27 protein-coding genes are annotated in these 26,530 nt (G+C 65.8%); 8 read left to right on the forward strand and 19 right to left on the reverse strand.

Features of this window, described 5'->3' with window-relative positions:
- Positions 1–74 precede the first annotated feature (74 nt).
- The 5 genes from R5H32_RS05315 (at position 75) to R5H32_RS05335 (ending at position 5,742) form a co-directional block, all read left to right on the forward strand.
- Positions 75–353, forward strand: coding sequence for a DUF1153 domain-containing protein (locus R5H32_RS05315; RefSeq protein WP_318337642.1), 279 nt, complete (start codon positions 75–77; stop codon positions 351–353).
- 94 nt (positions 354–447) lie between these two features.
- Positions 448–1,161, forward strand: coding sequence for a response regulator transcription factor CtrA (gene ctrA / locus R5H32_RS05320; RefSeq protein WP_318337643.1), 714 nt, complete (start codon positions 448–450; stop codon positions 1,159–1,161).
- Between the two features lie 157 nt (positions 1,162–1,318).
- Entirely contained in the window at positions 1,319–3,430 is a 2,112-nt protein-coding gene (ligA, locus tag R5H32_RS05325) for an NAD-dependent DNA ligase LigA (RefSeq protein WP_318337863.1), read from the forward strand.
- On the forward strand, positions 3,427–5,514 hold the full coding sequence (gene recG, locus R5H32_RS05330; RefSeq protein ID WP_318337644.1) for an ATP-dependent DNA helicase RecG: 2,088 nt from the start codon (positions 3,427–3,429) through the stop codon (positions 5,512–5,514). The genes ligA and recG overlap by 4 nt, the downstream gene beginning before the upstream one ends.
- A gap of 105 nt (positions 5,515–5,619) precedes the next feature.
- Positions 5,620–5,742: a hypothetical protein gene (locus tag R5H32_RS05335; RefSeq protein WP_263332280.1), complete on the forward strand. Its 123-nt coding sequence runs from the start codon at positions 5,620–5,622 to the stop codon at positions 5,740–5,742.
- A 237-nt stretch (positions 5,743–5,979) separates the two neighbouring features.
- Here the strand turns inward: R5H32_RS05335 and R5H32_RS05340 are convergent, their stop codons facing one another.
- Positions 5,980–6,423, reverse strand: a complete 444-nt coding sequence (locus tag R5H32_RS05340; RefSeq protein WP_318337645.1) for an iron-sulfur cluster assembly scaffold protein — start codon at positions 6,421–6,423, stop codon at positions 5,980–5,982.
- Positions 6,424–6,498: 75 nt separating this feature from the next.
- On the opposite strand from R5H32_RS05340, the gene hisI reads away from it, so the two are divergent.
- Positions 6,499–6,858: a phosphoribosyl-AMP cyclohydrolase gene (gene hisI / locus R5H32_RS05345; RefSeq protein WP_318337646.1), complete on the forward strand. Its 360-nt coding sequence runs from the start codon at positions 6,499–6,501 to the stop codon at positions 6,856–6,858.
- A gap of 54 nt (positions 6,859–6,912) precedes the next feature.
- Here the strand turns inward: hisI and gluQRS are convergent, their stop codons facing one another.
- The 6 genes from gluQRS to gyrA form a co-directional block, all read right to left on the reverse strand.
- Complete coding sequence (gene gluQRS / locus R5H32_RS05350; protein ID WP_318337647.1) at positions 6,913–7,809, reverse strand: tRNA glutamyl-Q(34) synthetase GluQRS; 897 nt, start codon at positions 7,807–7,809, stop codon at positions 6,913–6,915.
- The gene (trmFO, locus tag R5H32_RS05355; RefSeq protein ID WP_318337648.1) at positions 7,809–9,149 is read right to left on the reverse strand and encodes a methylenetetrahydrofolate--tRNA-(uracil(54)-C(5))-methyltransferase (FADH(2)-oxidizing) TrmFO; all 1,341 of its coding nucleotides are present in this window, start codon (positions 9,147–9,149) and stop codon (positions 7,809–7,811) included. The genes gluQRS and trmFO overlap by 1 nt, the downstream gene beginning before the upstream one ends.
- An 80-nt stretch (positions 9,150–9,229) precedes the next feature.
- Entirely contained in the window at positions 9,230–9,631 is a 402-nt protein-coding gene (locus R5H32_RS05360) for a DoxX family protein (protein ID WP_318337649.1), read from the reverse strand.
- A 165-nt stretch (positions 9,632–9,796) separates the two neighbouring features.
- Positions 9,797–10,507: a hypothetical protein gene (locus tag R5H32_RS05365; RefSeq protein WP_318337650.1), complete on the reverse strand. Its 711-nt coding sequence runs from the start codon at positions 10,505–10,507 to the stop codon at positions 9,797–9,799.
- 293 nt (positions 10,508–10,800) lie between these two features.
- On the reverse strand, positions 10,801–10,980 hold the full coding sequence (locus R5H32_RS05370) for a hypothetical protein (RefSeq protein WP_318337651.1): 180 nt from the start codon (positions 10,978–10,980) through the stop codon (positions 10,801–10,803).
- Positions 10,981–11,166: 186 nt separating this feature from the next.
- Positions 11,167–13,896 carry a DNA gyrase subunit A gene (gene gyrA, locus R5H32_RS05375; RefSeq protein ID WP_318337652.1) on the reverse strand — a complete coding sequence of 910 codons (2,730 nt, stop codon included), beginning with the start codon at positions 13,894–13,896 and terminating at the stop codon, positions 11,167–11,169.
- Between the two features lie 201 nt (positions 13,897–14,097).
- Here gyrA and R5H32_RS05380 point away from each other — a divergent pair, with 201 nt between their 5' ends.
- On the forward strand, positions 14,098–14,379 hold the full coding sequence (locus R5H32_RS05380; protein WP_318337653.1) for an usg protein: 282 nt from the start codon (positions 14,098–14,100) through the stop codon (positions 14,377–14,379).
- A 103-nt stretch (positions 14,380–14,482) separates the two neighbouring features.
- On the opposite strand, the gene queE is transcribed toward R5H32_RS05380, so the two are convergent.
- From queE to queC, 3 genes are read right to left on the reverse strand one after another with little or no spacing between them, the layout of a single operon-like run.
- A complete protein-coding gene (gene queE / locus R5H32_RS05385) occupies positions 14,483–15,199 on the reverse strand; it encodes a 7-carboxy-7-deazaguanine synthase QueE (RefSeq protein ID WP_318337654.1) in 717 nt (238 codons plus the stop codon).
- Complete coding sequence (gene queD, locus R5H32_RS05390; protein ID WP_318337655.1) at positions 15,196–15,552, reverse strand: 6-carboxytetrahydropterin synthase QueD; 357 nt, start codon at positions 15,550–15,552, stop codon at positions 15,196–15,198. The genes queE and queD overlap by 4 nt, the downstream gene beginning before the upstream one ends.
- Positions 15,552–16,250 carry a 7-cyano-7-deazaguanine synthase QueC gene (gene queC / locus R5H32_RS05395; RefSeq protein WP_318337656.1) on the reverse strand — a complete coding sequence of 233 codons (699 nt, stop codon included), beginning with the start codon at positions 16,248–16,250 and terminating at the stop codon, positions 15,552–15,554. The genes queD and queC overlap by 1 nt, the downstream gene beginning before the upstream one ends.
- A 167-nt stretch (positions 16,251–16,417) precedes the next feature.
- Between queC and R5H32_RS05400 the strand changes: the two genes are divergently transcribed.
- The gene (locus R5H32_RS05400; RefSeq protein WP_318337657.1) at positions 16,418–16,837 is read left to right on the forward strand and encodes an OsmC family protein; all 420 of its coding nucleotides are present in this window, start codon (positions 16,418–16,420) and stop codon (positions 16,835–16,837) included.
- A 240-nt stretch (positions 16,838–17,077) separates the two neighbouring features.
- Here the strand turns inward: R5H32_RS05400 and typA are convergent, their stop codons facing one another.
- The 9 genes from typA to pyrC form a co-directional block, all read right to left on the reverse strand.
- Positions 17,078–18,895, reverse strand: coding sequence for a translational GTPase TypA (typA, locus tag R5H32_RS05405; protein WP_318337658.1), 1,818 nt, complete (start codon positions 18,893–18,895; stop codon positions 17,078–17,080).
- A 65-nt stretch (positions 18,896–18,960) separates the two neighbouring features.
- Positions 18,961–19,563, reverse strand: a complete 603-nt coding sequence (locus R5H32_RS05410) for a YitT family protein (protein WP_318337659.1) — start codon at positions 19,561–19,563, stop codon at positions 18,961–18,963.
- 186 nt (positions 19,564–19,749) lie between these two features.
- Positions 19,750–20,196 (reverse strand): paraquat-inducible protein A, encoded by a 447-nt coding sequence (locus R5H32_RS05415; protein WP_318337660.1) that lies wholly within the window; start codon positions 20,194–20,196, stop codon positions 19,750–19,752.
- Positions 20,197–20,258: 62 nt separating this feature from the next.
- Positions 20,259–21,005, reverse strand: a complete 747-nt coding sequence (locus R5H32_RS05420) for an ABC transporter ATP-binding protein (RefSeq protein WP_318337661.1) — start codon at positions 21,003–21,005, stop codon at positions 20,259–20,261.
- Positions 21,002–21,784: an ABC transporter permease gene (locus R5H32_RS05425; protein ID WP_318337662.1), complete on the reverse strand. Its 783-nt coding sequence runs from the start codon at positions 21,782–21,784 to the stop codon at positions 21,002–21,004. The genes R5H32_RS05420 and R5H32_RS05425 overlap by 4 nt, the downstream gene beginning before the upstream one ends.
- Complete coding sequence (alr, locus tag R5H32_RS05430; RefSeq protein WP_318337663.1) at positions 21,781–22,830, reverse strand: alanine racemase; 1,050 nt, start codon at positions 22,828–22,830, stop codon at positions 21,781–21,783. Before alr ends, R5H32_RS05425 begins: the two co-directional genes overlap by 4 nt.
- A gap of 47 nt (positions 22,831–22,877) precedes the next feature.
- Positions 22,878–24,365: a replicative DNA helicase gene (locus R5H32_RS05435; RefSeq protein WP_318337664.1), complete on the reverse strand. Its 1,488-nt coding sequence runs from the start codon at positions 24,363–24,365 to the stop codon at positions 22,878–22,880.
- Positions 24,366–24,548: 183 nt separating this feature from the next.
- The gene (locus R5H32_RS05440; protein ID WP_318337665.1) at positions 24,549–25,229 is read right to left on the reverse strand and encodes an orotate phosphoribosyltransferase; all 681 of its coding nucleotides are present in this window, start codon (positions 25,227–25,229) and stop codon (positions 24,549–24,551) included.
- 104 nt (positions 25,230–25,333) lie between these two features.
- Positions 25,334–26,374 carry a dihydroorotase gene (pyrC, locus tag R5H32_RS05445; RefSeq protein WP_318337666.1) on the reverse strand — a complete coding sequence of 347 codons (1,041 nt, stop codon included), beginning with the start codon at positions 26,372–26,374 and terminating at the stop codon, positions 25,334–25,336.
- Positions 26,375–26,530 lie beyond the last annotated feature (156 nt).

Genomic DNA, 26,530 nt, shown 5'->3' on the forward strand with positions numbered 1-26,530 from the left:
CTCAAGTCACGGTTTCACCGCGCGTTAAGCCCGTGGGCACAGGCTTGTGGCGGGTGAAGACCGAGGGGTGAGACATGTTCCTGAAGAAGATAGACGGGCCAAGGGCCGTAAACTTGCCGGATGGCACGGTACTGACGCGGGCGGACCTGCCGCCGCCCGAGACCCGGCGCTGGGTCGCGAGCCGAAAGGCCAGGGTGGTCAAGGCAGTCGGCTACGGCCTGTTGCCGCTTAAGGAGGCGCTGGAACGCTACCAGCTCAGTGAGGAGGAGTTTGAATTGTGGCGCGCCGCGGTGGAGCGTCACGGAGAAAAGGGCTTGAAAGTCACGGCGATCCAGAAATACCGTCAACTTTAAGTTGATAGATCGGATCAGGGCTCCACAGTAACGCGCAGTTAACCATTCTGCGCCAGAGTTTCGGTGATCGAAGGATTAAAGCGGAGTACGCCTGATGCGAATCCTGTTGGTGGAGGATGACCCGACCACGTCGCGCAGCATCGAACTGATGCTGACCCATGCCAACCTCAACGTCTATTGTACGGATCTTGGCGAAGAGGGGATCGACCTGGCGAAGCTCTACGACTACGACCTGATCCTGCTCGATCTGAACCTGCCTGACATGAACGGGCACGAGGTGCTGCGCCAACTTCGCCTGGCGAAGGTCGATACGCCGATCCTGATCCTCACCGGTGCCGACGATACCGAGAACAAGATCCGGGGCTTCGGATTCGGTGCCGACGACTACATGACCAAGCCCTTCCACCGCGAGGAGCTTGTCGCCCGCATCCACGCGATCATCCGCCGGTCCAAGGGCCACGCGCAGTCGATCATCCGCACCGGCAAGATCGGCGTCAATCTCGACGCCAAGACCGTCGAGGTCGAGGGGCAGACGGTGCATCTGACGGGCAAGGAATACCAGATGCTGGAGCTTCTCTCGCTCCGCAAGGGTACGACCCTGACGAAGGAGATGTTCCTCAACCATCTCTACGGCGGCATGGACGAGCCGGAATTGAAGATCATCGACGTCTTCATCTGCAAGCTGAGAAAAAAGCTCGCGGAGGCCACCGGGGGAGAAAACTATATCGAGACGGTCTGGGGACGCGGCTATGTGCTGAGGGAACCCGCGCCGACCGAAGCGGGCCGAAAGCTCGCCGTCGGCGCCTGACAGACCGGCCTGCGCGCCGGAGTCTTCGGCCGCGGCAAGGACTGGACCTCTACGGGCCGGCACCCTAACACTTGCGGGAACGGTTCGGGGAGGGGTGTGGATGACGGCCGGGAAGCGATCTTCTGCTGACGCGGGGCGTGGCGGCGGTGGCGCCGAAATGCCGGTCGAGGCGCTTGGCGCCAACGCCGCGGCGGCCGAATGGCGGCGACTGGCCGATGCGGTCGCGCGGGCCAACCGCGCCTACCACGCCGAGGACGCGCCGGAGATATCGGACGCCGAATTCGACGCGATGAAACAGCGGCTCCTGGCGATCGAGGCGCGTTTTCCCGACCTCGGCAGCGCCGGAAGCCCCACGGCACAGATCGGCGCGGCGCCCTCCGAGACCTTCGCGAAGGTCCGCCATGCGGTCCGCATGCTCAGCCTCGAGAACGCCTTCGCGGCCGAGGAGATCGCCGAGTTTGACGACCGGATCCGCAAGTATCTGAACCTCGGGGCTGATGCCCGGCTTGCCTATACGGCGGAGCCGAAGATCGACGGTCTGTCGCTTTCGCTGCGCTACGAGGGCGGCAGGTTGGTGCAGGCTGCGACCCGCGGCGACGGCGAGACCGGCGAGAACGTGACCGGGAACGCGCTCACGATCGGAGATATTCCCGATGGGATCGCCGGCGCGCCCGACCTCCTCGAAGTGCGCGGCGAGGTCTACATGAGCCATGCCGACTTCGCGGCACTCAATGCGCGCCAGGCCGAGACCGGGGGCAAGACCTTCGCCAATCCGCGCAACGCCGCCGCCGGATCCTTGCGCCAACTCGACGCCACGATCACCGCCGCGCGGCCCTTGCGGTTCTTCGCCTATGCCTGGGGGGCGCATTCCGAACCGCTGGCGGAGACCCAGACGGACGCGATTCACCGCCTTGCGGCGCTCGGTTTCGCCACCAACCCGCTGACCCGGCGATGCGAGGGGCCCGACGCGCTTCTGGACGCCTATCGCGAGATCGAGCAGAAGCGCGCGACACTCGGCTACGACATCGACGGCGTCGTCTACAAGGTCGACGACCTCGCGCTGCAACGCCGTCTCGGCTTCCGCTCCACGACCCCACGCTGGGCCATCGCCCACAAGTTCCCTGCCGAACTTGCCTGGACCCGTCTCGAGGCGATCGACATCCAGGTCGGCCGCACCGGCGCGCTCTCGCCCGTCGCGCGGCTGACCCCTGTCACCGTTGGTGGTGTCGTCGTTTCGAACGCGACCCTGCACAATGAAGATTACATCGCCGGGCGCGACGCCAAGGGCAATCCGATCCGGGAGGCAAAGGACATACGCGTCGGCGACTGGGTCCAGGTCTACCGCGCCGGTGACGTGATTCCGAAGATCGCCGATGTCGATCTGTCGAAACGTCCCATCGACGCCGTACCCTACGACTTTCCGACAACCTGCCCCGAATGTGGATCGGAGGCGGTACGCGAGGAGGGCGACGCGGTTCGTCGCTGCACGGGCGGTCTCATATGCCCTGCGCAGGCCGTTGAAAAACTGAAGCATTTCGTCTCGCGCGGGGCGTTCGACATCGAGGGCCTGGGCGTCAGGCAGGTCGAGATGTTCTACGCCGACCCCACGCTCCCGATCCGTGAGCCTGCAGATATCTTCACGCTGGCCAAGCGCGACGCGGCCAATCTCGCCAAGCTCAGGAACCGCGACGGCTTTGGCGAGAAGTCGGTGAGCAATCTCTTCCAGGCCATTGAAGAACGGCGGAAAATCCCGCTGGATCGGCTGATCTTCGCGCTCGGCATCCGCCATGTGGGTGAAAGTGCTGCAAAGCTCCTCGCGCGGCACTACGGCACCTGGGCGGCCTTCGAGGCCGCGATGACCGAGGCACGGATCGGTGAGGGGCCGGAATGGGCCGACCTCATCGCGATCGACGGGGTCGGCGGCGTGCTCGCGGCGTCGGTCGTCAATGCCTTTCACCAGGACGCTGAACGGGCCTCGATCGACCGTCTCGTCGCCGAGCTCGAGGTTCAGGAGGCTGCGCGGCCGCAGACCGAGGGCAGCCCGGTCGCAGGAAAGACCGTGGTCTTCACCGGCACGCTCGAGAAGATGACCCGCGCCGAGGCAAAGGCGCGGGCGGAGGCGATGGGGGCCAAGGTCGCGGGTTCGGTCTCGGCCAAGACCGACCTCGTCGTCGCCGGACCCGGCGCGGGGTCGAAGGCGAAACAGGCCGAGGCCTTGGGTATCGAGATGATCGACGAGGACGCCTGGCTGAGGCTCATCGGCTCATGAGCCGTCCGGCCGTCCTCTTTCCGCTCTTTGCCGAGCTGGAGACGCTCGAGGGCGTCGGCGCCAAGACCGCGAAGCATTTCGCGCAGATGGGAGTCGAAAAGCCGCGCGACCTCCTCTTCACTCTGCCCCATTCCGGGGTCGACCGGCGCCTCCTGCCGACGATCCGTGCCGCACAGCTACCGGCGGTGGTGACGGTCGAGGTCGAGGTCGGTGCCCATGTCCCGGTGCGTCGCAAGGGAGCGCCGGCCAAAGTCTTCGTCCGCGACGCCGAGACGGAGTTCCAGCTCGTCTTCTTCCATGCTCGCGGAGACTTCCTGCAAAAGCAGCTGCCGACAGGGCAGCGTAGGATCGTCTCGGGCAAGGCCGAGATTTTCGACGGGATCGCCCAGATCGTCCATCCTGACCACGTCCTGCGCCCCGAGGAGGCGGGCGAACTGCCGGCGTTCGAGCCGGTCTATCCGCTGACCGCGGGCGTCACCCAGCGCCTGATGCAGAAGTCCGTCGCCGCGGCTCTGGCGCGGTTGCCGGAGCTGGCCGACTGGATCGATCCGGCGCTGAAGGCGCGCGAGGGCTGGCCCGGTTGGGCTGCCGCGGTTCGCGCCGCGCATGCACCGTCACATCTGGCCGACCTCATACCCGAGGCGCCGGCACGGCAGCGGCTCGGCTATGACGAACTTTTCGCGCACCAGCTCACGCTCGCGCTCGCCCGCGCCTCGCTGCGGCGCGGGAAGGGCCGGGCGAGCCACGCGACCGGCCGTTACCAGCTCAAGGTGCTGGCCGCGCTGCCCTACCAGCCTACGGGTGCGCAGGAGCGGGCATTCCGCGAGATCGCTGCGGACATGGGCTCCGACAAGCGGATGAGCCGGCTCCTGCAGGGCGATGTCGGCTCGGGCAAGACGCTGGTGGCGTTCATGGCGCTTCTCGTCGCTGTCGAGGCGGGCGGGCAGGGGGTGATGATGGCCCCGACCGAGATCCTCGCGCGCCAGCATCTGGAGGGCCTGCGCCCCCTGGCCGAGGATGCGGGCGTGGTGCTGGAGATCCTGACCGGCCGCGACAAGGGCGCGGAACGCGCGGCGAAACTCGCGGCCCTGGTCGAGGGGCGAATCCAGATCCTCGTCGGCACCCATGCGGTGTTCCAGAAGGATGTCGCGTTCCACGACCTCCGCCTCGCCATCGTCGACGAGCAGCACCGTTTCGGCGTCGCCCAGCGGATGGAACTGGGCGCCAAGGGGTTGACGGCGGATGTGCTGGTGATGACCGCGACGCCGATCCCGCGGTCGCTGAGCCTCGCGCAGTACGGTGACATGGATGTCTCGGTGCTTGACGAGAAGCCGCCGGGACGCAAACCGGTGAAGACCGCGCTGGTCTCGGCAGGGCGGTACGACGAGGTGGTCGGCCATCTGCGGCAGGCGGTGGCCGAGGGACGGCAGGCCTACTGGGTCTGCCCGCTCGTGGAGGAGAGCGAAGTCGTCGATCTCACCTCCGCCGAGGAACGGTTCAAGATCCTGCGCGCCGCTTTCGGGGAAGCCGTCGTGGGGCTCGTCCACGGCCAGATGGCGGCGGCGGACAAGGATGCCGCGATGGCCGATTTCGTCGCCGGTCGGACCAAGGTGCTCGTCGCGACCACGGTGATCGAAGTCGGCGTGAACGTCCCGAACGCGTCGATCATGGTGATCGAGCGGGCCGAGATCTTCGGCCTCGCCCAGCTTCACCAGCTCCGGGGCCGGGTCGGGCGCGGATCGGCCGAATCGACCTGTCTCCTGATGTACCAGCCGCCCCTGGGCGAGGGAGCCGAGCGACGCCTCTCGATCCTGCGCGAGACAGAAGACGGGTTCCGCATCGCCGAGGAGGACCTCGCGATGCGCGGCGCGGGCGACCTTATCGGCACCGCGCAATCCGGCCTGCCGAAGTTCCGCATCGCCGATCTCGAACGCCAGGCGGCGTTGATGGCGGTGGCGCAGAGCGATGCGCGCAAGCTCTTGCACGACGATCCGGGCCTGACCTCGCCGCGCGGCCAGGCGGCGCGGGTGCTCTTGTGGCTGATGGAGCAGGACCGCGCGATCAGACTCATCACGGTCGGTTAAGGGTAGTTCTTCATGCGTTCTTGAATGTTCCTAAAAAGTTCTTTACATCGCGAACGCAATGTGAGAACAAATAGGCAACATAGACGCATTCGAGGGAGTTGCCCGATGAAGACCGATCTGAAATCCGTCCTGATGCGCGCCCGCGGAACGCTGGTTCAGGACATGGCGGGCCTGTGCTCGCTCGTGGTGATGCTGCTTGTCGGGCTGCACCTGCCCAGTTTGATCTGACCTGTTACTGCCTCGCGGTTCTCCGCCCGGAAACGCGCCTGTCCCCAACCCCGCGGCTCCCCAAGCCCACGCGCCCGGACACCGGAAATCGCCTCCTGCCGCCGCATCCGTGAGGATTGCGGCGGTTTTTTTTGCGGAAGGCCGGCCTACGGCGCAAAAATCCTCAAGGATTTTTGCCAAGAAAATTCAAATTTTCTTGGCGCCCGGCCGAACCGCGTCTCATTGACTCTTCCTCGGTCAGGCAGCCGCCTCGGCCTGGGCCATCGCCTCAGCCGTGGCCTCGAGTGCCAGCAGGATAGAGGCATGGCGGTTCTTGAAGTCGCGCGCGGGCAAGAGGGCCTCGTAGCCGGTAAACGGGTCGGACGGGGCCGGGCCGCCATCCTTCAGCATCGCCCGCAGTTCATCGCGGGCGCGCTCGACCTCGGCCCGTGTACGGCCGATCATCGCCGCACCCGAGAGGGCGGCCGAGGCCTGGCCGAGCGCACAGGCCTTCACGTCCTGGCCGTAATCGGTAATCCGGCCGTCGCGGACGACGATATCGACCGTAACGGTGGAGCCGCAAAGCGGCGAGCGCTTGCGCACGGTCGCGGTCGGGGACTCGAGGCGCCGCATGTGGGGAATGTCGGCCGCGAGGGCGAGGATGCGCTGGGAATAGAGCTTGATCAGGTCGGTGTCGCTCATGGGCGTACTCGGGCTTTCCTCGGGCGGCGTTCCCCCCTAGATAGGCCGAACGGCAGGCATTGCAAAGGTGGCACGATGCGTTTCGATCCCGCAACCCTGGTCTATGACGGCCGTGGCCTGATCCCGGCGATCGCGCAGGATCATCGCTCGGGCGAGGTCCTGATGCTGGCCTGGATGAACGCCGAGGCAGTGGCAAGGACGCTGGAGACGGGGCGCGTGACCTATTGGTCGCGCTCGCGCCGGGCCTTCTGGGTGAAGGGCGAGAGCTCGGGTCACGTGCAGCGGCTTGTCGAGATGCGGCTCGACTGCGACCGCGATTGCCTGCTGGTGCTGGTCGAGCAGGCGGGACCGGCCTGCCATACCAATCGCCGCTCGTGCTTCTATACCGGGATCCGGGACGGGGCGGAGACGGAGTTGATGACGCCCGAGGCCTGAACCGGGCCCGGATGTCTCCGGCGGGACTATTTCGGGCAAGATGACGGGACGCGCTCAGGCGAGTCCGACCATGCGGCGGATGTCCCCGGGGCTGGCGCCATCGTCGCGATAAGTACGGATCGCGCGGGCATCGTCGCGTTTGGCGAGGCGCTTGCCGTATTCGTCGCGGATCAGACGGTGGTGGTGGTAGACCGGTGTCGGCAGGCCAAGGAGGCGTTGCAGCAGGACATGGATCCTCGTCGCCTCGAAAAGGTCCTCGCCTCGGGTGACATGGGTGATGCCCTGCGCGGCGTCGTCAATCACCACCGAGAGGTGGTAGGAGGTGCCCATGTCGCGGCGGGCAAGGACGACGTCGCCGATGCGGTTTCGATACTCTTCATCTGACGTGAACACGTCGCCGGGACGATTCAGCCCGATCTCGAGAAAAGCCAGCCCGAAAGTGCCGCCCGTAGGGGCGTCGAAGTGGTGGTCGAGGTAGCCGCGGGTCTGGCCGATATCCAGCCGCAGGTGCTTGTCGCTGGCGCGCGCGCTCATGGAGCACGGCAGGCCGCCGCAATGCTCGCCCCGGCATGTGCCGGGGTAGACGGGGCCGTCCGGTCCTGTGACCGGGGTGCCTTCCTGCGGCGCCGAGAGGGCGATGTCGATGTCTCGGCGAGTGCATGTGCAGGGATAGAGCAGATCATTTTGCCACAGCGTATCCAGTGCCGTCTCGTAGGCGTGCATCCGCTCGGACTGGCGCATGACCGGCGTTTCCCAGGAAAGGCCGAGCCAGCGGAGGTCGTCGTAGATCATCTCTTCCCATTCCGGGCGTGCGCGGCTCCGGTCGATATCCTCGGTCCTGAGGAGGAAGTTGCCGCCCGCCGCCCGCGCCATGTCATGGGCGAGGATGGCGGAGTAGGCATGGCCGAGATGCAGGGGGCCGGTCGGAGAGGGCGCGAAGCGGGTGCGCATCAGTCTTGGCCGTCAAGCCAATTCCGGAAAGCGGTTTTCGCCCGGTCGGTATAGGCCTTGTAGCGGTCCTTGCGGCCGCGGCGCCCACCCTTGGCCTCTATCGGCGGGAAGAGGCCGAAGTTCACGTTCATCGGCTGGAAGGTCTTCGCCTCCGCCCCGCCGGTGATGTGGGTGACGAGCGCGCCCATCGCGGTGTCCGGCGCGGGTGGCGGAAGATCGCGTCCGAGGATCTCCGCCGCCGCCATGCGGCCGGCGAGAAGACCCATCGCCGCGCTTTCCACATAGCCCTCGACGCCGGTGATCTGGCCGGCGAAGCGGATATGCGGTCGCGACTTCAGTCGCATCCGCGCGTCGAGCAGCGTCGGCGAGTTGATGAAGGTGTTGCGGTGGATCCCGCCGAGACGCGCGAATCTCGCGTTTTCAAGGCCAGGTATGCGTTTGAAAACATCTGTTTGGGCGCCGTACTTCATCTTGGTCTGGAAGCCGACGATATTGTAGAGTGTGCCGAGCGCGTTGTCTCGGCGCAGCTGCACGACGGCATAGGGCTTCACCTCGGGGCGATGCGCGTTCGTCAACCCCACCGGCTTCATTGGCCCGAACCGCAAGGTCTCGCGGCCGCGTTCGGCCATGACCTCAATCGGCAGGCAGCCGTCGAAATAGCTGGCCGTCTCGCCCTCGTGGAACTCGGTCTTGTCGGCGGCGAGAAGCGCGTCGATGAAGGCCTCGTACTGGTCCCGCGACATCGGGCAGTTCATGTAGGCGGTGCGCTCGTCCTCGGTCTCGCCCTTGTCGTAGCGCGACTGCATCCAGGCGACCGACATGTCGACGCTCTCGGCATAGACGATCGGCGCGATCGCGTCGAAGAAGGCGAGCGCCTCGGCCCCGGTCTCGGCGCGGATCGCCTCGGCCAGCCGGCCGGAAGTGAGGGGGCCGGTGGCGATGATCCATTTTCCGGATGAGGGAAGCTCTGCAACCTCCTCTTCGGAAACGGTAATCAGCGGATGGTCGCGGAGCCGCCCGGTGACGCTTTCGGCGAAGGGATCGCGGTCGACCGCGAGCGCGCCGCCCGCGGGAAGGCGGTGGTGGTCGGCCATTTCCATGATCAATCCGCCGGCCGCGCGCATCTCCCAGTGCAGGAGGCCGACGGCGTTCCGTTCGTCGTCGTCCGAGCGGAACGAGTTGGAGCAAACCATCTCGGCCAGCATCCCGGTCCGGTGGGCGAAGGTGCCGACCTTCGGCCGCATCTCGTGGAGGGTGACCGGCACGCCGAGGCTTGCCGCCTGCCATGCCGCTTCGGATCCGGCCATGCCGCCGCCGACGATGTGAAGTGTCTCGACCATGGCGGGGATTTAGGCCGATTGCGCGCGAAGGAAAAGGGGCAGCCGCATGGCTGCCCCCGGAAACCTCGAAATCGCTTGGTTCAGGCGATTGCCTTGCGGCTTGACATCAGCGCATCGACCGACCAGGCGCCGGCGCCATGGGCGGCGAGCATCACTAACCCGCCGGCGAGGCCGAGATTCTTCATGAACATGATCATCTGCATCTGATCGGCGGGAACGTAGTGGAAGAGCACGGCCGCAACGATGCTGAACCCGGCCAGCGCCAGTGCCGCGAGGCGGGTCTGGAACCCGGCGAGGATCGCGAGGCCGCCAAGAAGTTCGAGCCCAATGACCGGCCAGGCGAGGAAGGCGGGCACACCTCCGGATTGCATGTAGCCGGCGAAGCCGGCGACGTCGCCAAGCTTTCCATAGCCGGCGGTGATGAAGATGACGCTCAGCAGGATGCGGGCAAGGAGCGAAGCGAGGGGGCGGTGGTCGGTCATGATCTGTCTCCAATCGGCCGGGATGCGGCGTTGAAGAAAATCTAGACTGTGCGAATGTTAAAGAGAATGACGTTTTGAAAACATAATATGTGCTAATGTGCACAGGCCGGATCGGAAGCCGGAGGTCACGCCCCCGTCGCCGGTTGGCGGTGGGGGCATTTGGGATCAGAGGCCCGGAAGCAGTTCGAACAGGCCGCGGCGGCCGAATGTCGCGCCACGGTCGGCGCCGAAGGTCATCGCCGCGCCGATGCCGAAATAGGGCTCGCTGTTGGAGAATCCGAAGGCGCTGGCCTTGACGGTCCCGAGTTCCGCATAGACGTCGAAGGCCGGGTTGACGGTGTATGTGCCGGTCGCGCCGAGCCGGGTGACATCGAGGCCGCCGTCGAAATCGGCATACTGGAGCGAGCCGCCCAGCGTGAAGCCGTGATCGAAGCCGTAGCTGCCGGAAAGGCCGGTGATGTTGACATCGAATCCGGAGTCTTCGGCATGCGCGATATAGAGCTCGCCATTGGCGGCGCCGGCTTCGAAGCCCGTCTCGAGCCCATAGAAATCCTGATTGTCGCCGAAGAGCCTGTCATTGCCATAGAAGCCGCCGAACGAGACCTGCTCGTTGGCGTGGTAGATGCCATGAAGCGTGAGGTTGGTCCCGGTCTCGTCGATGAGATTGAAGGCATGCGCGCCAGCGTCGAACTGCAGCGCGAGGTTCGGAGTGAAGCCGATCTCGACGGCGCCGGTCACGGCGAACTTCGAAACGTCGGTGTCATCCGTGTACGTGGAATAGCCGAAGGCGACATCGCCGCCCGTGACCTCGACGGCCTGGGCAGAGGAAAATGCAAGGGCGCTCGCGATTGCTGCGAGCGTGGCAAGGAATTTCATCTTTTGCTCCATGGTTCTGAATTATGGGTATAAACCTGCCTTCGCCATCCGTCTCATGTGGCGCGGGCCTCGGCAACCGGAGCGGAGAAAGTTGCCGTGGGCGGTGCAGGAAAGGCACATCCCTTCCGTGCATGGCCCGAACTTCATGCGCGTTTCGGTGGTGCGGGGAGGGCCTTGTTTTCGGGCCCGATCACGTCAGGGCCCGATACGCCGGGCTGGCTGAAACGGGATACCCGACAGGGGTAGTCCCTCGGTTCGACCTCGTGGAATTGGGACGCTTGGTGGCGCGCCCGTCAGAAGTCCACCTCGATATCGATGTCGCGCAGATAGTCTTGCTCGACTGCGGTGCGGTGATCCTCGGCGGCGTCGTCTTCCGAATCCATCTCGTCGAGTTTTACGGAACGAAAACGTAGCCATGAGGGAAGCCACGAGACGAGCCCGCTGGGCTGGGTGAAGATTTCTGGCAGGCTCATGACATTCTCCCGACTCGTCCTCAATGTAGGCAGATTTCCGCTCAAATGTGGCGGATGTACGGAAGATCGGCGGCAATGTGCTGGCGCCGGGGCGGGGCGTGACGGATGCCGGAACGGTTTCGGGCGGGACAGCCGGGACCGGAACAGACGCGCGGCATCCGGCCCGCCGGCGTTCGGGGCGGCGGATCACTCCGCCGCGTCGTCCTCCTCGCCCTGATCGGCGATTCGTGCGACCGAGACGACTTCCTCGCCCTTTGCCGTGTCGAAGACCTTGACGCCCCCGGCCGAGCGCGAGCGGAAGCTGATGCCCTCGATCGGGCAGCGGATCGACTGGCCGGTCGAGGTGGCGAGCATGATCTGGTCGTCGGTCTCGACCGGGAAGCAGGCCACCAGCGTACCGCCGCGCGAACCGGACGAGATCGCCTTGACGCCCTGGCCGCCGCGCCCACGCACCGGATAGTCGTGCGACGACGAGAGCTTCCCGAGGCCCGTGGCGGTGATGGTCAGGATCAGGTCTTCGGCCGCCGACATCGCGGCATAGCGTTCGGGCGAGAGCTGGCCCCCGGCCACGGCTTCCTCGTCGTCCTCCTCGACCTCGTCGTCGGGCGTGCCTGCCATCAGGCGGCGCTGCTTCAGATAGGCGGCGCGTTCGGCCGGGTCGGCCTCGAAATGGCGGATGATCGACATCGAGACGACGCTGTCGCCGGCGGCAAGGCGGATGCCGCGCACGCCCGTGGAGTCGCGGCCCTTGAAGACGCGGACCTCGGTGGTCGGGAAGCGGATCGCGCGACCGAGCGCCGTCACCAACATGACGTCGTCGTTTTCATCGCAGATACGGGCATTTACGAGGGAAACTTCATCGGGAAGCTTCATCGCGATTTTGCCGTTGCGCATGACATTGGTGAAGTCGGAGAGCGCGTTCCGGCGGACGTCGCCCTCGGACGTTGCGAAGAAGATCTGCAGGGCTTCCCATTCCTCCTCGGGCACGTCGACGGGCATGATCGCCGCGATCGAGACGCCCACCGGGATCGGCAGGATGTTGATGATCGCCTTGCCCTTGGCAGTGCGGCCGCCCAGGGGAAGCCGCCAGGTCTTGAGTTTGTAGACCATGCCGTCGGTGGTGAAGAACAGAAGTTGGGTATGCGTGTTGGCGACGAAGAGGGTGGTGACGACGTCATCCTCCTTCGTGGCCATGCCGCTGAGGCCCTTGCCGCCGCGTCGCTGGGCGCGGAAATCGGCCAAGGGCGTGCGCTTGATGTAGCCGCCGGAGGTGATCGTCACGACCATGTCCTCGCGCTCGATCAGGTCCTCGTCGTCCATGTCGCCGGCCCAGTCGACGATCTCGGTGCGACGGGGGACGGCGAAAGCCTCCTTCACTTCGCGCAACTCGTCCGAGATGATCGCCATGATCCGTTCGCGCGACCCCAGGATATCCAAATAATCCCGGATCTTTGCGGCGAGTTCCTGAAGCTCGTCGGTGACTTCCATCACGCCCATCGCGGTCAGGCGCTGAAGACGCAGGTCGAGGATCGCGCGGGCCTGAGTTTCGGAGAGGTTGTAGGTCCCGTCCTCGTTTATTGGGTGGGTGGGATCGTCGATCAGGCGGATGTATTCGACGATCTCATGCGCCGGCCAGCGCCGTGTCATCAGCTTTTCGCGCGCCTCCGCCGGGTCCGCCGAACTACGGATCGTCGCGACGACCTCGTCGACATTCGAAACGGCAACCGCGAGGCCGCAGAGAATATGGCTGCGCTCGCGCGCCTTCCGGAGCTCATAGGCGGTGCGGCGCGCCACAACTTCCTCGCGGAAGCTGATGAAATGCGTGAGGAAATCACGCAAGTTCAGCGTTTCTGGGCGGCCGCCGTTCAGGGCAAGCATGTTGCAGCCGAACGAGGTCTGCATCGGCGTGAAGCGGAAGAGCTGGTTCAGCACCACTTCCGGCGTGGAATCGCGCTTGAGCTCGATCACCACCCGGACGCCGACGCGGTCGCTCTCGTCCTGGACATGGGCGATGCCCTCGATCTTCTTGTCGCGGACCATCTCGGCGATCTTCTCGATCATCGAGGCCTTGTTGACCTGGTAGGGAATCTCATCAAGAACAATGGCGTAGCGGTCTTTCCTGATTTCCTCGACGCGGGTCTTGGCGCGGACGATGACCGAGCCGCGACCCTCCAGATAGGCTTTCCGCGCGCCCGAGCGCCCGAGGATCATGCCGCCGGTCGGGAAGTCCGGCGCCGGGATGATCTCCATCAACGCTTCCATCGACAGGTCCGGGTTCTCGATCAGCGCCAGCGTGCCGTCTATGACCTCGCCGAGATTATGCGGCGGGATGTTGGTCGCCATGCCGACCGCGATGCCGCCCGCGCCGTTGACGAGCATGTTGGGGAAGCGCGCCGGCAGGACCGTCGGTTCCTTGTCCTTGCCGTCGTAGTTGTCCTGGAAATCCACCGTCTCCTTCTCGATATCGGCGAGAAGCGAGGCGGCGGGCTTGTCCATGCGGACCTCCGTGTAGCGCATGGCCGCCGCGTTGTCGCCGTCCATGGAGCCGAAGTTGCCCTGGCCGTCGAGAAGCGGCAGCGACATGGAGAAATCCTGCGCCATCCGCACCAGCGCGTCGTAGATCGCCGCGTCGCCATGCGGGTGGTATTTACCCATCACGTCGCCGACGGGGCGGGCGGACTTGCGGTAGGGCTTGTCGTGCGTGTTGCCGGTCTCGTGCATCGCGTAGAGGATGCGTCGGTGTACCGGTTTAAGCCCGTCTCGCAGGTCCGGAATCGCGCGGCTCACGATTACGCTCATCGCGTAGTCGAGATAGGCGGTCTTCATCTCCTCCGCGATGTCGACCGAGGGGCCGTCGTAAGAGGGGCGCTTCGGGAATCCATCTGCGTTTTCAGGAGTTTCCGGCGTGTCGTTCACGGATGCTCGCCCTTTTTCTTGTCGCCGTGCGATCGGCCTAGATATTGTTGCGCGAGACTATACTCCATGCCATCCATTGGGTGCAATGGCGGCGCGCCCGGTTTCGGACCGTGCTGGTAACACAATCATAACATATTGTTTTCATTGTCGTTAACCGCGAGTCGTGTAGCATGGTGTCGGAAGGCAGTGACGGAGGCAACCATGCGCGCGAGCGAACCGGGCGCCGAAACGGAGCTGATGCTGAAGGGCTACGGGCTCACGACGGCGGAACTTTACTACCGGATGCCGGACTACCGGCATGTACTCAACAGCTTCATCTGGCAGGAATATGACCTCGCCCCGGATTACCCGGAGCTGTTTCGGTTCATCGAATTCTGGCAGGAGAAGATTGAGGGGCCGCTGCATTCGGTGCGGTTTTGCCACCGCAAGCTGATCGGGCCCGGCGAGTGGCGAAACGTCGTCGGCGAGTTCCGGCTTCACTGAGCGGAACTGCTCCTGCGAGGGCCAAGGAAATTGGAATTTTCTTGGCAAAAATCTTTGAAGATTTTTGTGGCGCCCTTGGTGGCGGTCGGCGTGTTGCCGGGGGTCAGACGCCGCGCTTGTTGCCCCAGATCAGCACATGCAGCTGTGGCAGGATGCGCGGGCGGAACCATCCGTCGGCGAGCGTCCGCTCCACCAGCCACTCCATCCGCGCAAGAACCCCGTCCATGTCGATGACGGCATCCTGCTCCTCCGGCGGGGGCGGGGTGTGGTTGCCGGGCTGGAGATAGAGCGGCAAGTCGGGATAACGATCCGCAGCCTCGCGGGCCCAGAGATAGTCGGCCTCGTCGAAAACCACGATCTTCATCGCCGCGGCGGCCGTGTCCGCGGCCGTCACGCAGGCATCGAACCGCACCCAGTCCACCACCTCGCCGGACGAGGGCGGCTTGGGGCTGAGGATCAGCATGTCGAGTGCGGCGAACCAGTCCTGTGCGACCGAGCCCTGCGTCTCCAGCGCGAAGCGGTAGCCTTCGGCCTTGCCCATCGTGATCAGTGGCGCAAAATCCTGGATCGCCGGATTGCCGCCCGAGAGTGAGACCGTGAGCGGCCGGCCGCCCGAAAGCGCGGTCACCCGCGCCCAGACTTCCGCCGCCGTCATCGGTGTCCACTCATGCCGGAACCGGCTCTCGACCGCGTGGAGGCTGTCGCACCAGGCACAACGGTAATCGCAGCCGCCGGCGCGGACGAAGACCGTTGGCGCGCCGATCAGCGCGCCTTCGCCCTGGATGGTCGGGCCGAAGATCTCTGCGATGCGCAAGGTCACGGCCGGTACTCGGCCCAGGTCTTCGGTGTCTCGCTCACCCGGACGGCGCTGACTTCCGGCCAGCGCGCTTTGCACCAGTCGTACAGCACGCGCGCGATGTGTTCCGAGGTCACGCGGTCGTCGCCGAAGACATCGTTGAGATGGCGGTGGTCGAGGGTCTCGTCGATATGCGCCTTCAGGGGTGCCAGCTCGCGGTAGTCGCGCACGAAGCCGTTCGCATCCAGCTCGGCCGCGGCAAGCTCGACCTCGACGACGTAATTGTGGCCATGAAGCCGCGCGCAGGGATGGTCCCCGGGCAGGTGCTTCAGCTGGTGCGAGGCCGAGAAGGCGAATTCCTTGGTGATCCTGTACATCAGCGCCCTGCCGCCGCGACCGCGGCTTTCCAGAAATCGGGATCGGCGTAGGTCGTGGGGTCCGCGACACCGGCGAGGTGGAACGCCTCGCGCCGCTCGACGCAGGTGCCGCAGCGGCCGCAATGGGTCTCGGCCCCCTTGTAGCAGGACCAGGTTTCGGCAAATGGCGTGCCATGCTTCGCGCCCGCCGTGACGATCGCCGATTTCGGCAGATGCACGAAGGGTGTGAAGAGGCGCACCGCGGCATAGCCGTCGAGCGCGTGGCGCTGCATTTCCTCGAACGCTGAGACGAAGCCGGGGCGGCAGTCGGGATAGATAAAGTGGTCGCCCCCGTGGACGGCGGTCGCCACCGCATCGGCCTTCTGGGCGGCGGCGATGCCGAAGGCGATGGCGAGCATGATCGCGTTGCGGTTCGGCACGACGGTGATCCGCATCGTCTCTTCGGCGTAGTGCCCGTCGGGCACGTCGACATCGTCGGTCAGCGCCGAGCCGGAGAGATGCGCGCCGATCGCGCGCATGTCGATGAGGTCGTGCGGAACGCCAAGGCGGGCGGCGCATTTGGCGGCGAAGTCGAGCTCCTTTCGGTGCCTTTGGCCGTAATCGAAGGAGACGAGGCGGACGAGCTCGTGCTCGGCCGCGACCATGTGGGCGAGCGATACGGAATCGAGCCCGCCGGAGCAGATGACGACAGTCTTCATTTCGGACCCTTGTTTTAGCGAACCGGGTAGGCTGCGACCGGTGCTCCGGGTTCGCCCCGGAGCGGCGGCTTCCTAGCAGGTGTCGGGTCCGAAGGGAAGCCGGTTGCTACCCTTGAAGGCGCGCGGAAGGCGACGCATGATGCGGCCGATTCCGCATGGGAGACGACATGAAAGCGCGCGTGAAATGGGCCGAGGCCCGCACCTTCGTCGGCGAGGCGACGACCGGTCACAAGATCGCCTTCGGCACAGCGCATGGCGAGGGCGCCAAGCCGGGGCCGAGCCCGATGGAGCTGGTGCTGATCGGCACCGGGGGCTGTTCGGCCTATGACGTGGTCTCGATCCTCGAGAAGGGCCGGCAGCGGATCGAGGATTGCGTGGTCGAGCTCGACGCCGACCGGGCCGAGACCGATCCCAAGGTCTTCACCCGCATCCACATGCATTTCATCGTCAAGGGAAGGGGGCTCGAGCCTGCGAAGGTGGAGCGGGCGATCAACCTTTCGGTCGAGAAATACTGCTCGGCCTCGGCGATTATGGCTAGGAGCGCGACACTCACCCATGATTTCGAGGTGATCGACACGACGGAATGATGCGGACCGCGCTTGTCCTCTACCGCGCCGCGCGGGCACCATCAAGGCCAGCCCGCCTTTCGATGCGCTTCTGTCGCAGCCCGTTGGAGCTGCAACGCCTATCTTTGCGAGAGGCCAGAGGCGCGCTTCTCTCGGGCCGGATGCGACATGGCGCCCGGCACGGATGGACGTCTTGCTGTCATTAGAACGGTCAGGACCGCGCGCGCATCTGCCGTGCGGTCCTGGTCCAGGCGTGGCGCCTCAGCCGGCCTTGGCCTGGCGCTTGCGCTCGTGCGGGTCGAGGAAGCGTTTCCTCAGCCGCACGATCTTCGGCGTGACCTCGACAAGCTCGTCATCCTCGACATAGGCGATGGCCTCTTCGAGGCTCATCCGCACCGGCGGCGTCAGGCGCACCGCCTCGTCCGTGCCCGAGGCGCGGATGTTGGTCAGCTTCTTGCCCTTCAGGGGGTTCACCTCGAGGTCGTTGTCGCGGCTGTGCTCGCCGATGATCATGCCCTCGTAGACCTGCTCCTGCGCGCCGATGAAGAGCTTGCCGCGCTCCTCGAGGTTCCAGAGCGCATACGCCACCGAAACGCCGTTCTCCATGGAGATAAGCACGCCGACACGGCGCCCCTCGATCGCGCCCTTGTGCGGCGCCCAGCCGTGGAAGATGCGGTTGAGAACGCCGGTGCCGCGGGTGTCGGTGAGGAACTGGCCGTGATAGCCGATGAGCCCGCGCGAGGGCACATGGGCGACGATCCGGGTCTTGCCGACGCCGGCGGGCTTCATCTCGACCAGATCGCCCTTGCGCTGTCCGGTGAGCTTCTCGATCACGACGCCCGAGTATTCGTCGTCGACATCGACGATGACCTCCTCGATCGGCTCCATCCGCACGCCGCTCTCCTCGCGGAAGATCACGCGGGGGCGCGAGATCGAGAGCTCGAACCCCTCGCGGCGCATGTTCTCGATCAAGACGCCCATCTGGAGTTCGCCGCGGCCCGAGACGATGAAGGCCTCGCCGCCCGGCGTGTCCTCGATCTTGATCGCGACGTTGGATTCGGCTTCCTTCATCAGCCGCTCGCGGATCACCCGCGACTGGACCTTGTTGCCGTCCTTGCCGGCCAAGGGGCTGTCGTTGATGCCGAAGGTGACCGAGATCGTCGGCGGGTCGATCGGCTGCGCGGGCAGCGGCACGTCGATCGCCGGATCGCAGAGCGTGTCGGCGACGGTGGCCTTGGTCATGCCGGCGACGGTGACGATGTCGCCCGCCTGCGCCGCATCGATGGGGGTCTGGGCGAGGCCACGGAAGGCGAGGATCTTGGTCACGCGGAACTGCTCGATCCGCTCGCCTTTACGCGAAAGCGCCTTGACCTGGTCGCCGACCTTGAGCGTACCGGATTCGACCCGGCCGGTCAGGATGCGGCCGATGAACGGGTCGGCGGACAGCGTCGTCGCGAGCATCCGGAACGGCTTCTCCGCGTCGGCGATCTGGCGCGGCGCGGGGACATGTTTCACAATGAGATCGAAGAGCGCGGAGAGATCCTTGCGCGGCCCGTCCAAGTCCGCGTCCGCCCAGCCGGCGCGGCCCGAGGCATAGAGATGCGGGAAGTCGAGCTGCTCGTCATCGGCGCCAAGGTTCGCGAAGAGGTCGAAGACCTCGTTCAGTGCCCGGTCGGGCTCGGCGTCGGGCTTGTCGACCTTGTTCAGCACCACGATCGGGCGGAGGCCCAGCGCCAGCGCCTTCGAGGTCACGAACTTCGTCTGCGGCATCGGCCCTTCGGCGGCGTCGACCAGAAGCACCACGCCGTCGACCATGTTGAGGATCCGCTCGACCTCGCCGCCGAAATCGGCGTGGCCGGGCGTGTCGACGATGTTGATACGGGTGCCGCCATGCTCGACCGAGGTGCATTTGGCGAGGATGGTGATGCCGCGTTCGCGCTCGATGTCGTTGGAATCCATCGCCCTTTCGGAGACCTGCTGGTTCTCCCGGAAGGCGCCGGATTGCTTGAGAAGCTCGTCCACGAGCGTGGTCTTGCCGTGGTCAACGTGTGCGATGATCGCGATGTTGCGAAGGTCCATGGGGTCCGCCAATTCCTGAGGTTGGCGCCCCGATAGAGGAAAACCGGCCCGATGGCCAGTGCCAATCAAGCCGCGACGTAGCGGTCGCGGCGGTGATTGACGGCGATGACGAGGTTCACGACCAGCGCCCCGAGCGCCGAGATCGCGACGGTTCCCACGTCCCTCAGCGTCAGCGCGGCGGCGAAGACGCCGATGTCGAAGGCAAGCTGGGTCCAGCCGGCACGGAAACCCGTTCTGTCCTGGAGATACAGCGCGACGATGCCGACGCCGCCGAGACTCGCGCCATGCCGGAAGAGCGCCAGGAGTGCGGCGCCGGAGATCGCGCCGAACAGGATCGCGCCAAGCACCGGGTCAAGGGCGGCGAAACTCAGCCAGCGCGGCAGGACCATGGCAAAGCCCGACATCAGCGCCACCGCGACGAAGGTCTTGACGACGAAGCGCCCGCCCATGCGCCGATAGCCGAGCCAGTAGAAGGGCAGGTTGATCGCAAAGTAGACAGGGCCGAATCCCCAGCCCGTCGCATAGGAGATCAGAACCGCGAGCCCCGCGGTCTGGCCGGTGACGAGGCCGAGATGGGTCAGGATCGTGATTCCGAACGCCGCCATCCCGGCCCCGAAGAGGATGCCCTGGGCGTCGTCGAGCGTGCTGTGATGAGTGGTGTCGGTCATGGTCCTGCAATGCGTCCGCGCGCGCGGTCGGTCCATTGATCAAGGTGTCGCAGGGCGCACCGGACCGGCCGGATGACCGCGCAAGGTGAGGCGCCCACTTACCCCTTGGCCGGATCAGCTGCAACGGGGCGTTCACTTACTTTAATCTTATCTTTCAGCAAGTATCCCTGCCGGACGCAGGCCGCGTCAGCGGTCCCTGGACGGCAGCCGTGCGCGCTCGGTCAGGTGTGAGATTGCGAGGCTCGCGAGAATGCAGGCGGTGAAGAGGTAAAGACCCCATGCGGTCTCGACCCGGCCGACGCCGACGCCCTTGGCGATGACGATATAGAGCGCGATGAGGAAGATGTCGGCCATTGCGAGGCGGCCGAGCAGGTGGAGAACGGTGAGGACGCGCGGCGAGGCGAGGCGGAACTGCACCAGCGCGAGGCCGATCGTCTTGAGGTACGGGGCGAAGATCGCAAGGAAGGTCACGAGGAGCGCGAGGACCACGTCCTTTTCCCAAATCGCCTGGAGGCCGGTCACGACCGAGATTGCGTCGAGGTCGAAGAAGGGCAGAAGGCCCGCGCGCAGGAGCGGCGCGAACCAGGATATCGGAAACAGGATCAGAAGCGACAGGTTCGCGACGCGCAGCATGAAGCCCGTGATACAGGATCGCGCGGGTGGCACCAAGGGGGCGTGTCCGCCGCGCTTGCGGTTCAGCGGACGGCCTCGATCGGACCTTCGGCGCGACCGTGTATGAACTGCTGGACGTAAGGGTCCGACGTTTCGTCCATTTCCGCGATTGGCCCGGTCCACTGGATGACCCCGTCATGCAGCATCGCCACCCGGTCCGCGATGGCGCGAACCGAACTCATGTCGTGGGTGATCGCCATCGCGGTCGCGCCCATCTCGGTCACGATCTCGCGGACAAGCTCGTTGATCACGCCGGCCATGATCGGGTCGAGCCCGGTCGTCGGCTCGTCGAAGAAGATGATCTCTGGTTCCGCCGCGATGGCACGGGCGAGGCCGACGCGTTTCTGCATGCCACCCGACAGTTCGGCTGGGAAGAGGTCGGCGACCTCCGGTTTCAGCCCGACGCGGCGGAGCTTCTCGATCGCGATCTCGCGCGCCTCGGCCTTCGGGCGCTTCAGCGAGCCGCGCAGGAGCCGGAAGGCGACGTTCTGCCAGACTGGCAGGCTGTCGAAGAGCGCACCGCCTTGGAAAAGCATCCCAAACCGGGCGAGGAAGGCGTCGCGCGCGGCCGTGGTCACATCCTCTCCATCGAGTTCGATCGTGCCGCTCTCAGGTTGAACAAGCCCGAGGATGCATTTGAGAAGAACAGATTTTCCGGTGCCTGAGCCGCCGATGATCACCATGCTCTCACCTGTCGGCACGGTCAGGTCCACGCCCCTCAGGACGCGGTTGTTGCCGAAGGCCTTGTGAACTTGGGACAGCGTGATCATGCCGAGAAGAAGAGCTCCGTCATCAGGTAGTTGGTGGCGAGGATCAGCACCGAGGCGGCGACCACCGCCGATTTCGTAGCGCGCCCCACGCCTTGTGCGCCGCGTGCCGAGTTCATGCCGAAATAGCAGCCCATGAGCGCCACGATGAAGCCGAAGGCCGCGCCCTTCCAGAGGCCCGAGACAATGTCCCAGAGTTCAAGGAACTCGCGGGTGTTCTTGAGATAGGTGGCGGGGTTGAAGCCGAGCCGGTTCACGCCGACGAGATAGCCGCCGAAGATGCCGATGCTGTCGCCGACCGCGACGAGAACCGGCACCGCGAGCGTCGCGGCGAGGACCCGCGGCACGGTGAGGTATTTCATCGGATGGGTGGACAGCGTCGTCAGAGCGTCGATCTGCTCGGTCACCTTCATCGTGCCGATCTCGGCCGCGATAGAGGAGGCGACGCGGGCCGCGACCATGAGCCCACCGAGGACCGGGCCCAGTTCCCGCACCATGCCGATGGCGACGATCGAGGGCACCACCGCCTCGGCCGAGAACCGGGCGCCGCCGGCATAGATCTGCAACGCCAGCGCGCCGCCGGTGAAGAGCGCGGTGAGGCCCACGACCGGCAGGCTGAACCAGCCGATCTGCATCAGCGCCGCGAGGAATTCCTTCGGGTAGAAGGGCGGGCGGAAGAGGTGGCTCAACGTCTCGGCCCCGAAGATCGCCATCCGGCCGAGCGTCGCGAGCCCGGCGAGGACCAGCCGGCCGAGTGCGCCGAGCGGAGCCAGGAGGATCATCCCGCACCGCCTTCGTAGGCCCGCGCATAGCGATGGCCGAGCGAGGTCAGGATCTCGTAGCCGATCGTGCCGGCGGCGGTGGCGAGCGCGTCGACACCCTGCGACGGGCAAAGGATGTCCAAGGTCTCGGGTGCGTGGTCGAGGTCGGTGACATCGACGCCGATCATGTCCATCGACACGCGGCCGGCGAGCGGGCAGGGCGTGGTTCCGGCATAGAGCGTGGCGCGGCCGGTCATGGCGCGGATGAGCCCATCGGCATAGCCCGCGCCGAGGGTGGCGATGCGGCTCGGCCGCTTCGCCGCCCAGCGGTCGCCATAACCCACCGTCTCGCCCGCGGCGATGTCTCGGATCTGGATCACCGGCAGCGAGAGCCGCACCACCGGCCGGGCCGCGGCGAAGGGCAGGCCGCCATAGAGGCCGACGCCGGGGCGGGTGAGGTCGAAGTGATAGTCGGGGCCGAGGAGGATGCCGCCCGTCGCGGCCAGCGAGCGCTTCACGCCGGTACCGTCGGTCATGCGGCGGAACGTGGCGAGCTGGGCCGCGTTCATCGCGTGCTCCGGCTCGTCGGCGCAGGCAAGGTGCGACATCAGAAGCACAGGACCCTCGGCCAGCACCGAGGGCGCGAGCGTGCGCCAGTCGGCCTCTTCGAGCCCGAGCCGGTTCATGCCGCTGTCAAGCTGGATGCCGAAGGCGCGGCCGGGCAGGACGTTGCGCTGGCGGATTACCTGTTCGGTCGAATTCAGAAGCGGGATCAGGTCGTTGCCGGAAATGGCCTCGGCGTCCCCCGCCATATGGCCGGAAAAGACGAAGATCTCGGGTGCGGGGCCGGCTGCCGCGCGCAGGGCAACGCCCTCGCTGCATTCGGCGACGAAGAAGCGGCGCACGCCGGCCGCGGCGAGCGCCCGTCCGACCCGTGCCGCGCCGAGCCCGTAGGCATCCGCCTTCACGACCGCGGCGGTTTCGACCGGGGACGCCGAAAGGGAAGCGAGCGCCCGCCAGTTCGCGGCGATCGCGTCGAGGTCGATGGAGAGGATTGCCTGTGCCATGCGCCGGGTTTTGCCAGCTTGCCCTGCAAGGTCAAGCGCAAACGTCGTCAGAACCCTTCGCCACCCTGCTGCCAGGCCTTCACGAGGTTGCCGAAGCGGGTGAAGCGGCCCTCGAAGCTGAGTTCCACCGTGCCGATCGGCCCGTGGCGCTGCTTGCCGATTATGACCTCGGCCTTGCCGTGGACTTGCTCCATGATCTCCTGCCAAGCGGCCATCTTCTCCAGCTCGTGGTCGGCCGGCTTCTCCCGTTCCTTGTAGTATTCGTCCCGGTAGACGAACATCACGACGTCGGCGTCCTGTTCGATCGAGCCGGATTCCCGGAGGTCCGAAAGCTGCGGCCGCTTGTCCTCGCGGCTCTCGACCTGGCGCGAGAGCTGGGACAGGGCGACGACGGGGATCGACAGTTCCTTGGCGAGCGCCTTCAGCCCCATCGAGATCTCGCCGATTTCCTGTACCCGGTTGTCGCCCTTGCCGGTGCCGCGCAGGAGCTGGAGGTAGTCGACGAAGACGACATCGAGCCCATGCGTGCGCTTCAGGCGCCGGCAGCGGGCGGTGACCTGGCTGATCGGCAGGGCGGGCGTGTCGTCGATATAGAGCGGGCAGGTCTCGAGCGCCTTCGCGGCCTCGACGAAGCGGCGGAACTCATGCTCGGACATGTCGCCGCGGCGGATCTGTTCGGAGGGAACCTCGGAGGCCTCTGAGAGGATCCGCGCGGCGAGCTGCTCGGCCGACATCTCGAGCGAGAAGAAGCCTACAACGCCGCCCTCGACCGCACCTTCGGTTCCATCGTGACGGCGGCCGCGCTTGTAGGCCTTGGCGATGTTGAAGGCGACGTTGGTCGCGAGCGAGGTCTTGCCCATGGAGGGGCGGCCGGCGAGGATCAGGAGGTCCGAGGGATGCAACCCCCCGAGCTTCTTGTCGAGATCGACGAGCCCGGTCGAGACGCCGGAAAGCCCGCCGTCACGCTGATAGGCGGCGAGCGCGGACTGAACCGCCTCGGTCGTGGCCTTGAGGAACGAGACGAATCCCTTCTCGGCCGTGCCCTGCTCGGCCAGCGTGTAAAGCCGTTGTTCTGCCTCGGTGATCTGGTCCTTGGGGTCGTTGTCGACCTCGATCGCCTTGGCGCGAGTCGAAATGTCTTGGCCGAGCCGGATCAGTTCGCGCCGGACCGCGAGCTCGTAGATCATCTGCGCATAGTCGCGCGCCGCGAAGGCGGAAATTGCGGCGCCGGCGAGCCGCGCCAGATAGGCGGGCCCGCCGAGCGCCATCAACCCCTCGTCTTCCTCGAGATAGCCCTTCAGCGTCACCGGCGAGGCGAGCGCGTTCTTCTGGATGCGCGCGACGGCGATCTCGAAGATGCGCTGGTGGACGGGTTCGAAGAAGTGCTCGGCTTTCACGAGCGCCGCGATCCTGTCGTATATGTCGTTGTTGGTCAGGATCGCGCCGAGGAGTTGCTGCTCGGCCTCGATATTGTGCGGAAGCGTATCCGTCTCGGGGGCGTTCTTAACCGCCCGAATGGTCGCCACGTCGTTCATCACTGTCCCTCGTTGTTGGCGACGGGGTATGCGCCATCGCCCGGGCCGGCGCAAATTGTATATCGCTGTGGATGGATTGTGGAAAACGCCGCCGCGCATATATTGCGACGCGGCGACTCCTCAGGTCAATATCTTGACGGATTTTACTTGCGGTTGCGGCACTCTACCGCCAGTGACCTTGCGTCAGCTTTTGGCGCGCGCGTCCTGCCAGGCACGCGGCGCGGTGAGGAAGGCCTCGACCTCGGTCAGTGTCGCAGAATCGAAGGCGCCCGATTCGCGCGCCTCGGCCAGCACGTCCCACCAGGTGCACAGGTGATGCAGGCTGACGCCGTGGCGCCCGAGCGTCTCGATCGTTTCGGGGAAGATGCCGTAGTAGAAGATCACCGCGGTATGGGCGCAGGTGGCGCCGGTCTCGCGGATCGCGTCGACGAAGCTCAGTTTCGATCCGCCATCGGTCGTGAGATCCTCGACGAGAAGCACACGCTCGCCCTCCGTCATCGCGCCTTCGATCCGCGCGTTGCGGCCGTACCCCTTCGGCTTCTTGCGCACATAGGTCATCGGCAGGGCGAGGCGCTCGGCCACCATCGCGGCGAAGGGAATGCCTGCTGTCTCGCCGCCGGCGATGTTGTCGAAGGCCTCGAAGCCCGCCTCGCGCATCACCGTAACGGCGAGGAAATCCATCAGCGTCGACCGGATGCGCGGATAGGAGATGAGCTTGCGGCAGTCGATATAGGTCGGCGAGGGCAGGCCCGAGGCGAGCGTGAAGGGCTCGGCCGCGTTGAAATGCACCGCCTTGATCTCCAGAAGCATCCGCGCGGTAAGGCGCGCGATCTCTTCTTTCGGGGGGAAGGACGTGGGGATCATGGGCGTTCCTCTTCAGCTTCATCCTGCCCCGAATATCCCCGCCAAAGGCAACACTTGGCGAGGCCGGGAGCCTCCGGCGGGGATATTTGGGGCCGGATGAATGGTCAATCCTCGACTTTCCAGTTCAGCGGAAAGCCCGGGTCGAACACGGTGACAGGCCCCGCGCCGGTTTCGATCTTGGCCGGGTAGTTGATTGCCGGGCCCTTGGTGAGGCGGATCCGCGCCTCGCTCGGCGCGAGCCGGTAGAAGGCGGCGCCGTTCAGCGAGGTAAAGGCTTCGAGCCGGTCCAGCGCGTTCTCCTCCTCGAAGACATGGGCGAGGATCGAGAGCGTGTTGGTCGCAGTGAAGCAGCCGGCGCAGCCGCAGGCATGTTCCTTCAGGTGGTCGGCATGAGGGGCGCTGTCGGTGCCGAGGAAAAACCGCGGCTCGCCGCTCGTCGCCGCTTCGCGGAGCGCCAGCCGGTGTTTCTCGCGCTTGGCCACCGGCAGGCAGTAGTAGTGCGGCTTGATCCCGCCCGCGAGGATGTGATTGCGATTGATGACGAGATGATGGGTGGTGATCGTCGCGCCGAGGTCGTCTCCGCCGGCACGGGCATAGGCGACGCCCTCCTCGGTGGTGATGTGTTCCATCACGACGCGCAGGCCCGGCGTCTTGCTGCGGACCGGGTCGAGAACGCGCTCGATGAACACCGCCTCGCGGTCGAAGATGTCGACCTCCGACGCCGTGACCTCGCCGTGGACGCAGAGCGGCAGGCCGATCTCTGCCATCGTCTCGAGCACGCCGCGGACCTTGTCGAAGTTCCGCACGCCCGACTGCGAATTCGTGGTGGCGCCGGCCGGATAGAGCTTCACCGCCTTTATGAGCCCCGAAGCATGGGCGGCGGCGACGTCCTTCGGATCGGTCGCCTCGGTCAGATAGAGCGTCATCAGCGGCTCGAACGCCATTCCGGCGGGAAGGGCGGCCATGATGCGATCACGATAGGCCGCGGCGTCGCGCGCGGTCACGACCGGCGGCACGAGGTTCGGCATGATGATGGCGCGGCCGAAGTGGCGCGCGGTTTCGGGCAGGACGGCCTCCAGCATCGCGCCGTCGCGCAGGTGCAGGTGCATGTCGTCGGGGCGGCGGAGCGTGATTGTTTCGGTCATTCCGTTGGCCTACACTGAAGCGATACTGGATGCTAGAATTGTCTGTGGAGCATGCCTCGGCAAAGATGCGCTCGCCTGCCCATCCTTAACCGTGCGTCATGATCTTGAGACAGTCACGGGCGATCCCTTGGATGGCCAGACCCCATCGAGGTACCT

Source organism: Defluviimonas sp. D31 (assembly GCF_033436765.1).
In the GTDB taxonomy this organism is placed as follows: Bacteria; Pseudomonadota; Alphaproteobacteria; order Rhodobacterales; family Rhodobacteraceae; genus Albidovulum.

Bases quoted from the DNA above. Each gene is read 5' to 3' on its own strand.
- R5H32_RS05315 (WP_318337642.1), top strand. From the start codon at position 75: ATGTTCCTGAAGAAGATAGACGGGCCAAGGGCCGTAAACTTGCCGGAT.
- ctrA (WP_318337643.1), top strand. From the start codon at position 448: ATGCGAATCCTGTTGGTGGAGGATGACCCGACCACGTCGCGCAGCATC.
- ligA (WP_318337863.1), top strand. From the start codon at position 1,319: ATGCCGGTCGAGGCGCTTGGCGCCAACGCCGCGGCGGCCGAATGGCGG.
- recG (WP_318337644.1), top strand. From the start codon at position 3,427: ATGAGCCGTCCGGCCGTCCTCTTTCCGCTCTTTGCCGAGCTGGAGACG.
- R5H32_RS05335 (WP_263332280.1), top strand. From the start codon at position 5,620: ATGAAGACCGATCTGAAATCCGTCCTGATGCGCGCCCGCGGAACGCTG.
- R5H32_RS05340 (WP_318337645.1), bottom strand. From the start codon at position 6,423: ATGAGCGACACCGACCTGATCAAGCTCTATTCCCAGCGCATCCTCGCC.
- hisI (WP_318337646.1), top strand. From the start codon at position 6,499: ATGCGTTTCGATCCCGCAACCCTGGTCTATGACGGCCGTGGCCTGATC.
- gluQRS (WP_318337647.1), bottom strand. From the start codon at position 7,809: ATGCGCACCCGCTTCGCGCCCTCTCCGACCGGCCCCCTGCATCTCGGC.
- trmFO (WP_318337648.1), bottom strand. From the start codon at position 9,149: ATGGTCGAGACACTTCACATCGTCGGCGGCGGCATGGCCGGATCCGAA.
- R5H32_RS05360 (WP_318337649.1), bottom strand. From the start codon at position 9,631: ATGACCGACCACCGCCCCCTCGCTTCGCTCCTTGCCCGCATCCTGCTG.
- R5H32_RS05365 (WP_318337650.1), bottom strand. From the start codon at position 10,507: ATGAAATTCCTTGCCACGCTCGCAGCAATCGCGAGCGCCCTTGCATTT.
- R5H32_RS05370 (WP_318337651.1), bottom strand. From the start codon at position 10,980: ATGAGCCTGCCAGAAATCTTCACCCAGCCCAGCGGGCTCGTCTCGTGG.
- R5H32_RS05380 (WP_318337653.1), top strand. From the start codon at position 14,098: ATGCGCGCGAGCGAACCGGGCGCCGAAACGGAGCTGATGCTGAAGGGC.
- queD (WP_318337655.1), bottom strand. From the start codon at position 15,552: ATGTACAGGATCACCAAGGAATTCGCCTTCTCGGCCTCGCACCAGCTG.
- queC (WP_318337656.1), bottom strand. From the start codon at position 16,250: ATGAAGACTGTCGTCATCTGCTCCGGCGGGCTCGATTCCGTATCGCTC.
- R5H32_RS05400 (WP_318337657.1), top strand. From the start codon at position 16,418: ATGAAAGCGCGCGTGAAATGGGCCGAGGCCCGCACCTTCGTCGGCGAG.
- typA (WP_318337658.1), bottom strand. From the start codon at position 18,895: ATGGACCTTCGCAACATCGCGATCATCGCACACGTTGACCACGGCAAG.
- R5H32_RS05410 (WP_318337659.1), bottom strand. From the start codon at position 19,563: ATGACCGACACCACTCATCACAGCACGCTCGACGACGCCCAGGGCATC.
- R5H32_RS05415 (WP_318337660.1), bottom strand. From the start codon at position 20,196: ATGCTGCGCGTCGCGAACCTGTCGCTTCTGATCCTGTTTCCGATATCC.
- R5H32_RS05420 (WP_318337661.1), bottom strand. From the start codon at position 21,005: ATGATCACGCTGTCCCAAGTTCACAAGGCCTTCGGCAACAACCGCGTC.
- R5H32_RS05425 (WP_318337662.1), bottom strand. From the start codon at position 21,784: ATGATCCTCCTGGCTCCGCTCGGCGCACTCGGCCGGCTGGTCCTCGCC.
- alr (WP_318337663.1), bottom strand. From the start codon at position 22,830: ATGGCACAGGCAATCCTCTCCATCGACCTCGACGCGATCGCCGCGAAC.
- R5H32_RS05435 (WP_318337664.1), bottom strand. From the start codon at position 24,365: ATGAACGACGTGGCGACCATTCGGGCGGTTAAGAACGCCCCCGAGACG.
- R5H32_RS05440 (WP_318337665.1), bottom strand. From the start codon at position 25,229: ATGATCCCCACGTCCTTCCCCCCGAAAGAAGAGATCGCGCGCCTTACC.
- pyrC (WP_318337666.1), bottom strand. From the start codon at position 26,374: ATGACCGAAACAATCACGCTCCGCCGCCCCGACGACATGCACCTGCAC.